The organism is Ensifer sp. GW823-FHT05D09, from assembly GCF_058795755.1.
Window position 1 is genome coordinate 789,748 of sequence record NZ_JBXAIA010000001.1, and the last position, 13,794, is coordinate 803,541.

The following is a 13,794-nucleotide window of genomic DNA, read 5'->3' on the forward strand; positions in this document are numbered from 1 at the left end:
CGCACGGTTCCGGACCGTGAACCGCGTCTCGCTTTTCCTGGAAATGCTCCTATGCACTTTCCCGCAGATCGGCAGGCAGCCCCGGCAGGATGCTCTCGCCGGTTTCCGAGGAATGATCGACATCGCGCTTGGGCTTGACCAGCGGTTCGGGACGCACGGGCTGCGAATGCAGCATGTCGCGGCCGGCGGTAATGCCTTCGGCCTCCTGCAGAACGAGACGCGCTTCGTCGCGCCTGCGGATATCGTCCATGATGGCGAGCGCTTCGTCGTTGCCGACGCCCAGTGCCTCCAGCGTCTTTCGGCCGAACAGCAGGCCGGACTCGAAGGTCTCGCGCAGTTCGTAGTCGACGCCCTTTGCCCGCAGTTCAAGGGTGTGCAGCCGGTCATAGGAACGGGCGAAGATACGGGCGTCCGGATATTCAGCCTGCACCAGATCGACGATCCGGTCGGTCGTTTCCTTCTTCTGGGTGCAGATGGCGATGAGTTTTGCCCGCTCGATGCCGGCGGCGCGCAGCACGTCGAGCCGGTGGCCGTCACCGAAGTAGATCCGGAAGCCGAAGGTCGCCGCCTGGCGAACACGGGCGGCGGAGTGATCGATGATCGTCACGTCACGACCGCCGGCCAGCAGGATCTGGGCTGCGATCTGGCCGAAGCGCGAAAAGCCGATCATCAGAACGTCGGCGTCGGCACCTTCGAAATCTTCTTCCATTTCGTCGACCATTTCGTCCTGTTCGCGCATCAGCCGCGGCGCAAGCATGGAGGCGATCGGCGTCAGCGCCATCGACAGCGTGACGATGGCAACGAGCAGCGAGGCGTTGCCCTGGGAGAAGACGCCTGCGGTGGCCGCCGCCGTGAACAGCACGAAGCCGAACTCGCCGCCCTGCGGCAAGAGCAGGCAGACGCGCACAGCATCGTTGTGATGGGAGCCTGCCAGCCGGCAGAGCCAGTAGAGCACGAAGCTCTTCACCAGCATCAACAGCGGCACTGCGATGATGATGACAAGGTATTTGTCGATGATCACGTCGAGCTGCAGCGACAGGCCGACGGCCATGAAGAACAGCGCCTGCAGGATACCGCGAAAAGGCTCGATATCGGCCTCGAGCTCGTGGCGATAGGAGGATTCCGCCAGGAGCACGCCGGCGAGAAAAGCGCCCATCGCCATGGAAAGGCCGGCCAGCTGCATCAGCGTTGCCGCTCCCATGACCACCAGAAGGGCCGCGGCAATCATCACATCGCGCGCACCGGTGCGTGCGATGATCTGAAACAGCGGGTTCAGCAGATAGCGGCCCGCGGCGAAGAGGACGGCGATCGCGGCAATTGCGATGGCGAAATCTTCGAGCGGTGGCGTTGTATCTTCCGGTGCCTGCGCTGCCAGAAGTGGGATCAGGGCGAGCAGCGGCACGATCGCCAGGTCCTGCAGCAAGAGGATCGAGAAAGCGCGCTGGCCGAAGCGCGTGTTGCGGTCGTTGCCTTCGTCGAGGATCTGCATGGCGAAGGCGGTAGAGGAAAGGGCGAGGCCGAATCCGGCGACGATGCTCCCGCCCCAGTCGAGCAGGCCGGAAAAGGCGATCACGTAGGAAAGGATGATGCCGGTCAGCATGACCTGTGCGGTGCCGAGACCGAAGATGTCGCGCCGCATCTGCCAGAGCCGTGACGGTTTCAGTTCCAATCCGATGATGAACAGCAGGAAGACGACGCCCAGTTCCGACACATGCAGGATCTCTTCCCCCTCGGTGATCCTCTGGGCAACGGGGCCGATAAGGATGCCGGCTGCGAGATAGCCGAGGATCGTGCCGAGCCCGAGGCGCTTGAAAATCGGTGCCGCCAGCACGGCGCCACCGAGCAGCATCAGCGCCTGGGTGTAGAGGATCGGGGTCGTCGTCATGCGTGCGGCTTTCGATATCGCCTCGTCCTGCCCGGGGGCAGACGAGGGTTTCGGCGGGAGTAACATTACGGTGTCTGGGCGGGAATCATGCCAATGCCCTTGATGCATGCTTCAGTGCACAATAAATGGGGCAGGAATGAAAGGCCACATCATGTCAGAAACGATCGATTCCGCCTCCCTCGAAAAACGCGCCGCCGAACTGGTGGATCTTGCCCGCAAGGCAGGCGCCGATGCGGCTGACGCCGTCGTCGTTCGCGGCCGCTCCCGCTCTGTCTCGGTTCGCCTCGGAAAGGTCGAGGCGACCGAAGCATCCGAAAGCGACGATTTCTCGCTGCGCGTCTTCGTCGGCAACCGTGTCGCCAGCGTATCGGCCAATCCCGGTTTCGACCTGAAGGTACTCGCGGAGCGGGCCGTGGCGATGGCAAAGGCCTCGCCGGAAGACCCCTTCGCTTCGCTCGCCGATCCGGATCGGCTGGCGAAATCCTACCCGGATCTCGAACTCTTCGATGATCGCGAGGTTTCGACGGACGCCCTGACGGAAGCGGCGCTGGCCGCCGAAGAAGCGGCGCTGGCGGTGTCTGGCGTCACCAATTCCAGCGGCGCGGGTGCGTCGGCGGGCATGGGTGGGCTGGTGCTCGTCACCTCGCAGGGCTTCTCCGGTTCCTACATGGCCACCCGCTTCGGCCGCTCCGTCAGTGCGATTGCCGGCGAGGGCACCAAGATGGAGCGCGACTACGATTACGACAGCCGCATCTATTTCGACGAGTTGCGGGCGGCCGATGATATCGGCCGGGTTGCCGGCGAACGCGCGGTTGCGCGCATCAACCCTCGCCAGGTGCCGACCGCCAAGAACGTCACCGTCGTTTTCGATCCGCGCATGGCGCGCGGCTTCGTCGGCCATCTCGCCGGTGCGATCAACGGTGCTTCCGTCGCGCGCAAGACCAGCTTTCTGCGCGACATGATGGGCAAGCAGATCATGAAGGCCGGTCTGTCGGTGACCGACGATCCCCTGATCGTGCGCGGCTCGTCTTCGCGTCCGTTCGATGGCGAGGGTGTCAGCGGGTCCAAACTGACGATGGTCGAGGATGGCGTGCTGAACCATTGGTTCCTGTCGACCTCGGCTGCGCGCGAACTTGGCCTTGAGACCAACGGTCGCGGTGTGCGCGGTGGCCCGACGGTCAATCCCGCCTCGACCAATCTCGCGCTCGAGCCGGGCTCCATTTCGCGCGAAGATCTGATCCGTGGTGTGGGAACCGGCTTCTACGTGACCGAACTCATTGGCCAAGGCGTCAACATGGTGACGGGTGAATATAGCCGCGGCGCCTCGGGCTTCTGGATCGAAAACGGCGAATTGTCTTTTGCCGTGTCCGAAGTCACGATCGCGTCGAACCTCAAGCAGATGTTCATGGCCATCACGCCGGCCGACGATATCGACCGGAAGTTCGGCGTTGCCGCGCCGACGCTCGCCATCGAAGGCATGACGCTCGCGGGCCTTTAGGCCGCCGACGTCAACACGGGACGAAAAGGCGTTCGGCGATATGCCGTCGCGTAAGGATTGGAATGTCACACAAAGCACCATCGATCGCGACGTGGAGGGAGGATCTGGACTTGATCCTTTCCGCCGCGATTGCCGCGGGCGAAACCGCACTCCGCTACTTTCGCAACAAGCCCGATGTGCGCTGGAAGAACGAAGGACGCTCGCCGGTCAGCGAGGCCGATATCGCCGCCAACGACATTCTGAAGGAGCGTCTGCTTCTCGCCCGTCCGAACTATGGCTGGCTTTCGGAAGAGACCGACGACGATCAGAGCCGCCTGTCCTGCGAGACGGTCTTCGTCGTGGATCCTATCGACGGCACGCGCGCCTTCATCGCCGGCAAGGATCTCTGGTGTGTGAGTGTCGCGGTCGTCCACCGAGGTCTGCCTGTCGCCGGCGTGCTCTATGCGCCGGCGCTCGACGAGATCTACGAGGCAACGGTGGATGGCCCGGCGCTGAAAAACGGTGCGAGCATCCGTGTGCGTGACGCCCAGGACGGCGACGCCCTGCACGTGGCGGTCGCAGAAGACATCGTTTCGAGCCTGGCGCCTTCCTACCGCAACGGTATCGTTCGGGTGCCGCATGTGCCGTCGCTCGCCTACCGGCTGGCAATGGTTGCCGATGGGCGGATCGACGGCACCGTGGTCAAGAAGAACTCCCATGATTGGGATCTCGCCGCTGCCGATCTCATCCTTGAGAGGGCGGGCGGAGGGCTCAATACACTTCAATCCCAAGCTCTGTCCTACAATCGCCCCAATGTGGTTCATGGCCTACTTTGCGCGGCGTCGAAGGCGGCGTTGCCGGGATTGCTTGCCGCGTCCAGGACCCTTGAGGGCCATTGACCTTTCAGGCCGAATGCCGCAAACCAACGCCCATATCCTATAAGAAAATGGAACTCCAATGGCTCACGACTCCGAGAAGAAACAACGTCTGCATTTGGTCTTTGGTGGTGAACTGACCACGCTCACCGATGTTCATTTCCGTGACCTGGACAAGCTCGATATCGTCGGCATTTTTCCTGACTACGAAAGCGCGCACATTGCCTGGAAGTCGAAGGCGCAGATGACCGTCGACAACGCGCATATGCGGTATTTCATCGTTCATATGCATCGCCTGCTCGATCCGGAAAACGATTGATGCCGATGCCGAGGGCATGCGTGGCGCGTTTCCGCGCGCTCGCTGCGTCTGACCTTCGCCCGAGCTTTGCATCGGGCGGGGGACTGAAGCCATGAGCAGCTTTCGCGCCCGGCTGGCGCTTTCGAGCTATCGCTGGATCGGTTCGGCGATCTATCCGTTCGTGTGGTCCTATCTTGCCCTGCGCGCCGCGAAGGGCAAGGAGGATCCGGCCCGTCGCCGTGAGCGCTACGGTTATGCCAGCGTGCCGCGGCCGCAGGGGCCTCTCGTCTGGTTCCATGCCGCAAGCGTCGGCGAGACGAATGCGGTCATCCCACTGATCAAGGAAATCCATCGCCGCGGCATCAACGTCGTCCTGACGACCGGCACGACGACCTCGGCACGGGTCGCGGCCGGACGTCTGGGTTCGGCGGTCATTCACCAGTACGTGCCGCTCGATTTCAAGCCGGCGGTCAACCGCTTCCTCGAATACTGGCAACCGGATCTGGCAATCATCGCCGAGTCCGAGATCTGGCCGATGACGATCCTCGAACTCGGGCGGCGCCACATCCCGCAGGTTCTGGTCAACGGACGGCTTTCCGACCGGACATTCGCCCGCTGGAAGAAGCGGCCGGCGCTTGCCGACGCGCTGTTTGAGAACCTCGCGCTGGTCATCGCTCAATCCGATGTCGATGCCGAGCGCTTTCGCACGCTGGGCGCCCTGCCGGTGATGGTTTCGGGCAACCTGAAGGTCGATACCGACGCACCGCCGCACGATCCGCAAGCGTTGAAGGAATATCGCCAGCAGATCGGCACGCGCAAAACCTGGGCGGCGATCTCGACCTTCGACGGCGAGGAAGCGGCTGCCGGCGTCGTGCATCGGGCGCTGAAGGAGCGCACCGGCCTTTTGACGATCATCGTGCCGCGGCACCCCGAGCGCAGCGATGCGATCGAGGCGGCGCTGACGGCCAAGGGGCTGAAAGTCGCGCGCCGGACCCGCCGCGATCCGCTGACACCGGATGTCGATATCTTCCTCGGCGATACGATCGGCGAGATGGGGCTCTATCTGCGCCTGACCGAGGTTGCCTTTGTCGGCCGTTCGCTGTTTGCCGAAGGCGGCCAGAACCCGCTCGAGCCGGCCATGCTCGGCTGTGCCGTTCTTTCGGGCGGCAACGTCCAGAACTTTCGCGAGACCTATCAGATGCTGGCCAAGAACGGCAGCGCCAAGATCGTCCGCGATGTCGAGATGCTGGCCAAGGGCGTCAACTATCTGCTCGCCAACGACGACATGCGTCGCTCGATGATCGATGCCGGCCTTGAAACCGTGCAAGAGATGCGCGGAGCGCTTTCGGCGACGATGAAGGGGCTCGAGCCTTATATCAATCCGCTCGTCGTCAAGGCACGGCTCGAGCCGCGCAACGACCTCTGACCGCACCGGGAGACTTGAGATCACCATGAGCGCACCGACAGCCATCGCCGGCATCCTGTTCGACAAGGACGGGACGCTGCTCGACTATGCCAAGAGCTGGGTGCCGGTGAACTATGAGCTGGCAAAGATCGCCGCCAAGGGTGACGAGGCTCTGGCCCGCACGCTGCTCAGGGCAGGCGGCATGGATGCGGATACCGGCCATGTGCTGCCCGACAGCCTGCTTGCCGCCGGTAACACGGTCGAGATCGCAACCGGGTTCGTTGCCGCCGGTGCGCCCTTTTCCGTGGAAGCGTTGACGACGCTGTTTGATGGGTTGTTTGCCCGCTCCGCCGAATATGCGGTACCGGTCACCGACCTCGGCTCGTTCTTCGCAGACCTGCATGCCAAGGGCTACCGCCTTGGTGTCGCCTCCAGCGACAACGAGCGCTCGATCCGCGAGACAGCTCGGCGCTTCGGCTTCGACGGTTATCTGCATTACGTCGCCGGCTACGACAGCGGCTATGGCGTCAAGCCGGAGCCCGGCATGGTGCTCGGCTTCTGCGCCGCCACCGGGCTCGATCCGCGGCAGGTCGTCGTCGTCGGCGACAACAATCACGACATGCACATGGGCCGCAACGCCGGCGTCGGCATGACGGTCGCGGTGCTGACGGGCACCGGCTCGCGCCAGTCGCTTGCCGCTGCCTCCGACCATTGCCTGGCGGATATCACCGAGCTCGAAGCCGTCCTTTAGGTTTCCCGCCGAGCCGCAATTCGTCCATTGCAGCCGTCACGGGGGCAATCACGGATGCCAGACGGCCGCTAGTAACAAGGCCGACAGATAGAGACCCAAACCGAAGACGGCATGCGTAGCCAGGCTGCGCAGCCGTGCAATGTTCGGGGTCGGCGTTTTCGAGGCGGCGATGCCGGCACCCATGCCCGGCTGCATCAGGAAGAACGGCGCGGCCACCGTCGCGAGACCGACAATCAGTGCCGGGGCAAGCGTCGGCAGCATCGCCCAGTCCTGGCCCCAGATCGACAGAAGAAGACCGGCGAAGACAATCCCGATCGCATAGTGGGCACTCCAGCCGATCAAGCGTTCGCCCGAAACCGGCGCCGCCGCTGCGATCCGCTGGTGCCGGAAGCGGCCTTGCGGAAAATGGCCGATCCAGCGTCCGACCATGGCGTAGTCCAGCGAGGGTATGCCGAGAAAGCGTTTCAGCGCCACGGCCCAGAGATCCATGGCTATGGTCGCGCCGATCCCGATGAGGACGGCTCGCAATACCAAAGTCGTTTCCATGTTCTTATCCCTTCACATCATGTTCATGGCCGCACGTTGGCAGATTGCACAGTTGCGGGCATTCGATCCGCCATCGGCAGGTCAAAATATCATTCAATTGATTCATTGAATGATTGATGGAGAAATGCTAGGCTCCTGTCAATGACCGATGTTCAGCTTCATGTCTTCGAAGAATTCGCCGACCTCGCCCGCACGCTGGCGAGCGCTCATCGCCTGCTCTTGCTCGAGCATATCGCTCAGGGCGAGCGCTCGGTGGAGCGCCTCGCCGAGCTGTCCGGCCTCAGCATTGCCAATGCGTCGCAGCATCTGCAGCAGTTGCGGCGCGCCGGTTTCGTCGAAACCAGACGGGACGGCAAGCGCGTGCTCTATCGGCTGGGGACAGGTCCGGTGATCGGGCTGCTGTCGGCGCTACGCCAATATGCCGAGCACAATCGCGCCCAGATCCAGGGCCTGGTTGCCGATCGTCTGCATCGACCTGGCCGCCTCGAAGCGATTTCGCGCGAAGAACTGCTGCTGCGGCTGCGCGGAGGAGGCGTTACGTTACTCGACGTGCGGCCTGAGGAGGAGTTCGCCTCCGGTCATCTTCCCGGTGCGATCAATATTCCGATCGAAGAGCTTGAACGACGCCTTGCCGAACTGCCTGCCGGAGGCGAAATCGTCGCCTATTGCCGCGGCCCCTATTGCGCCCTGTCGTTTGATGCGGTGACGGTCCTGCAGGGCAGGGGCTTTGCTGCCCGCCGGCTCGAGAGCGGATTTCCGGATTGGAAGGCGGCGGGCCTTGCCGTGGAGAACAGCACCCTGAGTTAGGCGAGACGTCTGACGGAACTGCACATTGTCTTGTGCCGCTTGCCTTTTTCCGCGTTCTGACGTTTTTTGTCGGCCAACAATGCCGTCGCCGTTTTTTTGGGCAGCGACAGTCAAGATGTGCATCGTCCTTCCCGGAAGGACCAGACGGGGTTACGGAAAGAACTATGGTATCGGAAGCGCCGCCGTTCTGGTGGACCAAGGCGGATTGGCGTGCCCGGGCTTTGTGGCCGTTTTCCTGGATCTATGGACGTGTTGCCGGCTTGCGCATGGATCGTGCCCGCCGTGCTTCCGTGCCGGTGCCGATCATCTGCATCGGCAACTTCACGGTCGGCGGTGCCGGCAAGACGCCGACGGCGATCGCACTTGCGCGCGCCGTCAAGGTGAAGGGGCTGAAGCCCGGATTCCTCAGTCGCGGTTATGGCGGTTCACTCGATGTGACGACGGTCGTCGAACCCGAGCACCACAGGGCACGCGACGTCGGCGATGAGCCACTGCTGCTGTCGCGTGAGGCGTTGACGGTCGTCTGCCGTCGCCGCGTCGATGGCGCCCGCCGGCTGGTCGCCGAGGGCGTCGACATCATCATCATGGACGATGGTTTCCAGAGCGCGCGTCTCGCCTTCGACTTTGCCCTTCTGGTCATCGATTCCCGCCGCGGCATCGGCAACGGGTACCTCGTCCCGTCGGGGCCCGTGCGGGCACCCATCTCCAACCAGCTGCGCCATGCGACGGCCCTGTTGAAGATCGGAGGCGGCGCCGAAGCCGACGCCTTGATCCGCCGTGCCGCGCGTGCAGGCAAGCAGATCTACGAAGCGGAGGTCGTGCGCCTCGACGACGGCTCGCTGAACGGCGTCAAGGTGCTGGCCTGGGCCGGCATCGCCGACCCGGAGAAATTCTATCGCACCGTGCGCGAAACCGGTGCCGTGATCGAGGAAACCCGAAGTTTCCCCGACCATCATCATTTCTCGGAGGACGAGATATCGGACCTGCTCGACCGCGCCGCAGCACTCGGCTGCACCCTCGTGACGACCGCCAAGGACATGGTTCGTCTTGAGCCGGGCCACGGCCGGGCGGCGGAGCTGGCGGCGGCCAGTCGGGTGATCGAAATCGACGTGCGCTTCGACGATCCGACGGCACCGGCAAAGATCGTCACGTCAGCGCTCTCGGCGGCGCGCGCCCGAAAGCTGCGGGAAGCGGAGCAAAAGTAAGCTGGGGACAGAGGCACAAGGCAACTTCGCCTTGACCAGAGTTGCGGCAAGGCTCGATCACCGGGGTGATACTTATGTCCCGATGGAACGTCGCCTCGCCCGCTACGGTTTCAGAAGAATGGACCAAGGGCGCTCCAGCATTGTGATGCTGGCGCTGTTGAAAGTGGGATGCTCTAGTTTTTTCCGGCGAAGTCTTAGCGGCGCTGGTTCGGCAGGGCGCCGGCGCGCTTCTCGGCTTCGAGCGATGCTTCCGCATCGATGTAGGGCTCCTGGCGTGCGACGCTCCAGTAGCGCAGTTCGTCGACCGGAATGGTCTTGCCCGTCATCGCGCAGATGACGTGCGAGCCGGCAAGAACGATCTGGAAGTCACCGTCGAGATAACGGATCTTCGCTTCGCGCGAGGCGCTTCCTTCAAACCGGTTCATCATCGTCTATGCCCATTCCGTCTGCTTGGTCTGGTCTCTGATCTAGCCCGGCGTTCGGCAAAATGCCAGCGTATTTCGACTTGCCGATCGTTCGGGGTCAGCTCCTGCCGAACAGCCGCTCGATGTCGGAGAGCTTCAATTCGATATAGGTCGGTCGGCCGTGATTGCACTGGCCGGAGCCGGGCGTTGCTTCCATCTGGCGCAGGAGCGCGTTCATTTCCTCGGTGCGCATCCGGCGGCCCGAGCGGACCGAGCCATGGCAGGCCATCGTTGCGGCGAGATATTCAAGACGGCTTGAAAGCCCGTTGGCCGTGTCCCATTCGGCAGTCTCGTCGGCAAGCTGGCGCACGAGGCCCGCGGCATCCATCTCGCCCAGCATCGCCGGCGTTTCCCTGACTGCGATAGCCCCTGGCCCGAAGCGCTCAATGCCGAGACCGAGGCGACCCAGTTCGTCTGCATGCGTCATCAGCCGGTCGCAATCGTCTTCCGAAAGATCGACGATTTCCGGGATCAGCAACGACTGGGCGGCAACCGGCTTTGAATGAAGCGCCGTTCGCATGGTTTCGAACACGAGACGTTCGTGCGCGGCATGCTGGTCGACGATGACAAGGCCGTCCTGGGTCTGCGCGACGATGTAGTTTTCGTGAAGCTGGGCGCGCACGGCACCAAGCGGAAACGATTGCGGCGCGGGCGCGTCCGCGACGGTCCGTTGAGGTTCGGGTGAAAGTGATGCCGTGCGGGCCGACGGGGCGGAGAAGGCGGCAAAGCTCGCCTGCGGCGTCTCCGACAGGCCGCGAAGCATGGTATCGAAATGCGTCGGCCGGGAAGGAGAGGTCTCCGCGCTCCAGGGCTGCTGCGGTCGATACTGCCCGGAGCGGAACGCTTGCATCATTCCGCTCGCGCCCGTCGTCGACGCCCGGTCTCCCTCGCGCGCCAGAGCCTGGCGGATCGCGCCGATGATCAGCCCTCGGATGAGGCCCGGATCGCGGAAGCGGACATCTGATTTTGCCGGATGCACGTTGACGTCGACGAGCGCCGGGTCAAGCGTGATCGACAGAACCGCCACGGGATAGCGGCCATGCGGGATCGTTTCGGAATAGGCCGCGCGAATGGCAGACAGCAGTTGCTTGTCCTGGACCGGGCGCCCGTTGACGAAGACATACTGCTGCAGCGAGTTGCCGCGGTTGTAGGTCGGCACGCCTGTAAAGCCTGTCAGCTTTATGTCCTTGCGCTCGGCGTCGATCTCGATGGCGTTGTCGCGAAAGTCCTTGCCGAGCACTTGCGCCATGCGCGCGAGCCGGTCTTCGCCGGTTGCCGGAAACTCCAGCGTCGTTCGATCCGACCCGGACAGCACGAAGCGCACCTTCGGAAATGCAATCGCCATGCGCCGCACGACGTCAGAGATCGCCGATGCCTCGGCCTTTTCCGACTTCATGAACTTGAGCCGGGCAGGTGTCGCAAAGAACAGGTCGCGGACTTCGACGACCGTGCCGGTATTGGCAGGCGACGGACGAACAGGATCCGTCCTGCCGCCGGCGATGGTGATGACGGCGCCCTCGGCCGCACCGGCCGTTCTGGTGGTGATCGAAAGCCGGGAGACCGACCCGATCGAGGGCAGGGCCTCGCCGCGAAAGCCGAGCGTGCGGATATCGAACAGGTTGTCGTCCAGCTTCGAGGTGCAGTGCCGCTTGACGGCCAGCTCCAGATCCGCGGGCTGCATGCCGGCGCCATTGTCGGTCACGCGCAGCAACGTCTTGCCGCCGCCGGCGGTGGCGATCTCGATCCTGGTCGCACCGGCGTCGAGCGCGTTCTCGATCAGCTCCTTGGCGGCACTGGCCGGACGTTCGATGACTTCGCCGGCGGCGATCTGATTGATGAGGGTTTCGGAGAGCTGCTTGATGGCCATCGCCTATTTTCCCGGATTCGGCGACGGAACGGAAGCGAAAATAAAGGTCTGTCCCCGTCCGCTTGCCCGGATCTCCGGGCTTTGGTTGTGCAACCACTTGGTGCACCCAAAAATGAGGTGAGGATTTAATTGCCCCTTAATATTCTGCTGCGATTTTCCACAACAACCTGAATGATCACGGGTTTTGTCTTCGAAGCACTGCGGCGTTGCTGGACGTCGTGTCACCCCGCTCGAAGGCCTGCCTTCCCAGGCAATCCCAGCATGTCCCGAACTGAAACCGCCGCAGGGGCGAGTGAGGACAGCGCAATGAACGATGGGGCGCCGAACGGCGCGGACATCAACAGGATCATTCTCGAGTCGAGCTGCGATGCGCTCGGCTTTGCGATGCTTGTCTGCGGTCGGGACGACACCATCCTTTTTGCCAGCCGCACGATGCTGCAGTATTTTCCCGTTCCATCCGAGATGCTGCTGCCGGGAACGCGACTGCGCGATTTCCTCGGCGCCGTTTACGACACCGGCGTTCGCCCCGGCACCGTTCCGGAAAACAGCCGTCGCCGGACGAACCGCGAGGATTGGATTGCCGAGCATATGGCGCTGCATTGGCGCGAGCGCTACGAGAATGTCGAGAGGGCCGGTCGCACGCGCTGGGTATCGATGCGCAAGCGGCGTCTCTCCAGCGGTATCGGCATCCTGTCGATTACCGACGTCTCCGATCAGAAGAAGCGCGACGAGCAGCTGCAGACCGATCTCGAAAGGGTCGAGCTGACGGAAGAAATCCTCGACGCTCAGCCCAATCCGATCTGCGTCAAGGATCGCAACCTTAACTATATCGCCGTCAACAAGGCGTTCTGCCTGATCCACGATCTTTCACAGGACGCGATCCTCGGGCGTTCGGCCTGGGATCTGGTTGAAAGCGATCTTGCCGAACGGTTCGAGCAGTCCGATCGGCACGTGCTTGAAACCGGCAAGCCGCATTCCGAAGCGGAGCATATCGTGCGCGCCGATGGCAGCGATCTCTGGGTTCTCACCCGCAAGTATCGCGTCGGCATGCCCGGCCGTCATTTCGTCGTCACCTGCATGAACGACGTGACCGATATCGCCGGCTGGTACAATGGTTCGGAGGACGGCTCCGTTGCCGCGGGCGGTCTCCAGATCAGCGACTACAGCATTTTCGCGCCCGCTCAGAATTTCTACGATCCCTTTCGCGCGCTGAACGTGCAGCAGCTGGTGGAGGCGGGCTCGATGATCGAGACGCTTCCCGCGCGGGGCTTGCGTGTTCTGCTTGCGACGGCCGATCGGCTGACGGAAGATCGCCTGGTGACGCGCCTGCGCGGCTCTGGCCTGGAAGCGTGCGCTGTGCGCAATCTCGACGAATTGACCGCCTTCGGCATGGCGTCCGAGAGCGCCGGCCTGAAGCTCGACGTTCTGCTTCTCGACGGTGCTTTTCCAGATGGTCAGCATGTGCCCACCGCCTGGCGCAACTGCCCCGTACTTGCGATCGAAGCCGATCAGGACGCTGCCGCAGTGCTGGCCGAAGTGTTCCGCGTTTGCGCCGAGCGCCCGCAAGCTTCGCCGCTGTTGCAGCCGGACTGGTCGCTGTCGTTTGAGGACGAGGGCGCCGCGACCGTGCCTGTGTCGCAGGTCGATGTCCTCGTTGCCGAGGACAACCAGATCAATCAGTTCGTCTTCACCCAGATCCTTGAAGGCCTGGGGGTCTCGCACCGCATCGCCGCCAATGGGCGTGAGGCGGTCGAACTCTGGCACGAGCTGCAGCCGTCGCTGATCCTCATGGATGTGTCCATGCCTGTCATGAACGGTTTCGATGCGGCGGTGGCCATTCGCGCCGCTGAAAAGACCAAGGGACAGAAGACCCCGATCATCGCGGTGACCGCGCAGGCCCTCGATATCGACCTGCAGCAATGCAAGGCATCGGGCATGGACGATCACATCATGAAGCCGGTCAGCCCGGATATGATCGAGGCGGTGTTGCGAAAATTCATGCCGGTAAAGGCCATGCGAACGACAGGTTGAGCGAAAATCGTGTCAACTCGCTAGAATTGGGGATGTCGATGGCAGATGTTGGAGCAAGGCGATATCGGATTGTTAACTCCCGATTGCGATCTTCTGCACCGAATTGCCCGAAAGCGTAGAGCCCCACCGTAATGCATCGCAGCCCCTCAGCCGTCCAAGCCCATACCCTGCCGGAGGCGCATT

General features: G+C 63.0%; 12 protein-coding genes. 8 read left to right on the top strand and 4 right to left on the bottom strand.

The genetic code is table 11. From position 1 onward, the window contains the following. Positions 1–49 precede the first annotated feature (49 nt). A complete protein-coding gene (locus AC1Q80_RS03900) occupies positions 50–1,885 on the bottom strand; it encodes a monovalent cation:proton antiporter-2 (CPA2) family protein (protein WP_173419139.1) in 1,836 nt (611 codons plus the stop codon). A gap of 151 nt (positions 1,886–2,036) precedes the next feature. Between AC1Q80_RS03900 and AC1Q80_RS03905 the strand changes: the two genes are divergently transcribed. From AC1Q80_RS03905 to AC1Q80_RS03925, 5 genes are all read left to right on the top strand, one after another. Beyond that, positions 2,037–3,383, top strand: a complete 1,347-nt coding sequence (locus AC1Q80_RS03905; RefSeq protein WP_173419140.1) for a TldD/PmbA family protein — start codon at positions 2,037–2,039, stop codon at positions 3,381–3,383. A 62-nt stretch (positions 3,384–3,445) separates the two neighbouring features. Continuing rightward, a complete protein-coding gene (locus tag AC1Q80_RS03910) occupies positions 3,446–4,261 on the top strand; it encodes a 3'(2'),5'-bisphosphate nucleotidase CysQ (RefSeq protein WP_173419141.1) in 816 nt (271 codons plus the stop codon). Between the two features lie 58 nt (positions 4,262–4,319). Continuing rightward, positions 4,320–4,556 (top strand): DUF4170 domain-containing protein, encoded by a 237-nt coding sequence (locus AC1Q80_RS03915; RefSeq protein WP_077504213.1) that lies wholly within the window; start codon positions 4,320–4,322, stop codon positions 4,554–4,556. 91 nt (positions 4,557–4,647) lie between these two features. Further along, positions 4,648–5,961, top strand: a complete 1,314-nt coding sequence (gene waaA / locus AC1Q80_RS03920) for a lipid IV(A) 3-deoxy-D-manno-octulosonic acid transferase (RefSeq protein ID WP_173419142.1) — start codon at positions 4,648–4,650, stop codon at positions 5,959–5,961. A gap of 25 nt (positions 5,962–5,986) precedes the next feature. After that, a complete protein-coding gene (locus AC1Q80_RS03925; RefSeq protein ID WP_492359668.1) occupies positions 5,987–6,691 on the top strand; it encodes an HAD family hydrolase in 705 nt (234 codons plus the stop codon). Between the two features lie 48 nt (positions 6,692–6,739). Here AC1Q80_RS03925 and AC1Q80_RS03930 read toward each other — a convergent pair whose 3' ends face one another. Further along, on the bottom strand, positions 6,740–7,237 hold the full coding sequence (locus AC1Q80_RS03930) for a DUF2938 domain-containing protein (RefSeq protein WP_492359669.1): 498 nt from the start codon (positions 7,235–7,237) through the stop codon (positions 6,740–6,742). A gap of 141 nt (positions 7,238–7,378) precedes the next feature. Between AC1Q80_RS03930 and AC1Q80_RS03935 the strand changes: the two genes are divergently transcribed. Continuing rightward, complete coding sequence (locus AC1Q80_RS03935; RefSeq protein WP_492359670.1) at positions 7,379–8,044, top strand: ArsR/SmtB family transcription factor; 666 nt, start codon at positions 7,379–7,381, stop codon at positions 8,042–8,044. A gap of 164 nt (positions 8,045–8,208) precedes the next feature. Continuing rightward, on the top strand, positions 8,209–9,249 hold the full coding sequence (gene lpxK / locus AC1Q80_RS03940; RefSeq protein ID WP_492359671.1) for a tetraacyldisaccharide 4'-kinase: 1,041 nt from the start codon (positions 8,209–8,211) through the stop codon (positions 9,247–9,249). Between the two features lie 194 nt (positions 9,250–9,443). On the opposite strand, the gene AC1Q80_RS03945 is transcribed toward lpxK, so the two are convergent. Both AC1Q80_RS03945 and mutL read right to left on the bottom strand, forming a co-directional pair. Further along, positions 9,444–9,677, bottom strand: coding sequence for a DUF2093 domain-containing protein (locus tag AC1Q80_RS03945; protein WP_077504207.1), 234 nt, complete (start codon positions 9,675–9,677; stop codon positions 9,444–9,446). Between the two features lie 94 nt (positions 9,678–9,771). Beyond that, positions 9,772–11,580, bottom strand: coding sequence for a DNA mismatch repair endonuclease MutL (mutL, locus tag AC1Q80_RS03950; protein WP_492359672.1), 1,809 nt, complete (start codon positions 11,578–11,580; stop codon positions 9,772–9,774). Positions 11,581–11,886: 306 nt separating this feature from the next. On the opposite strand from mutL, the gene AC1Q80_RS03955 reads away from it, so the two are divergent. Continuing rightward, positions 11,887–13,611: a response regulator gene (locus AC1Q80_RS03955; RefSeq protein ID WP_173419148.1), complete on the top strand. Its 1,725-nt coding sequence runs from the start codon at positions 11,887–11,889 to the stop codon at positions 13,609–13,611. Positions 13,612–13,794 lie beyond the last annotated feature (183 nt).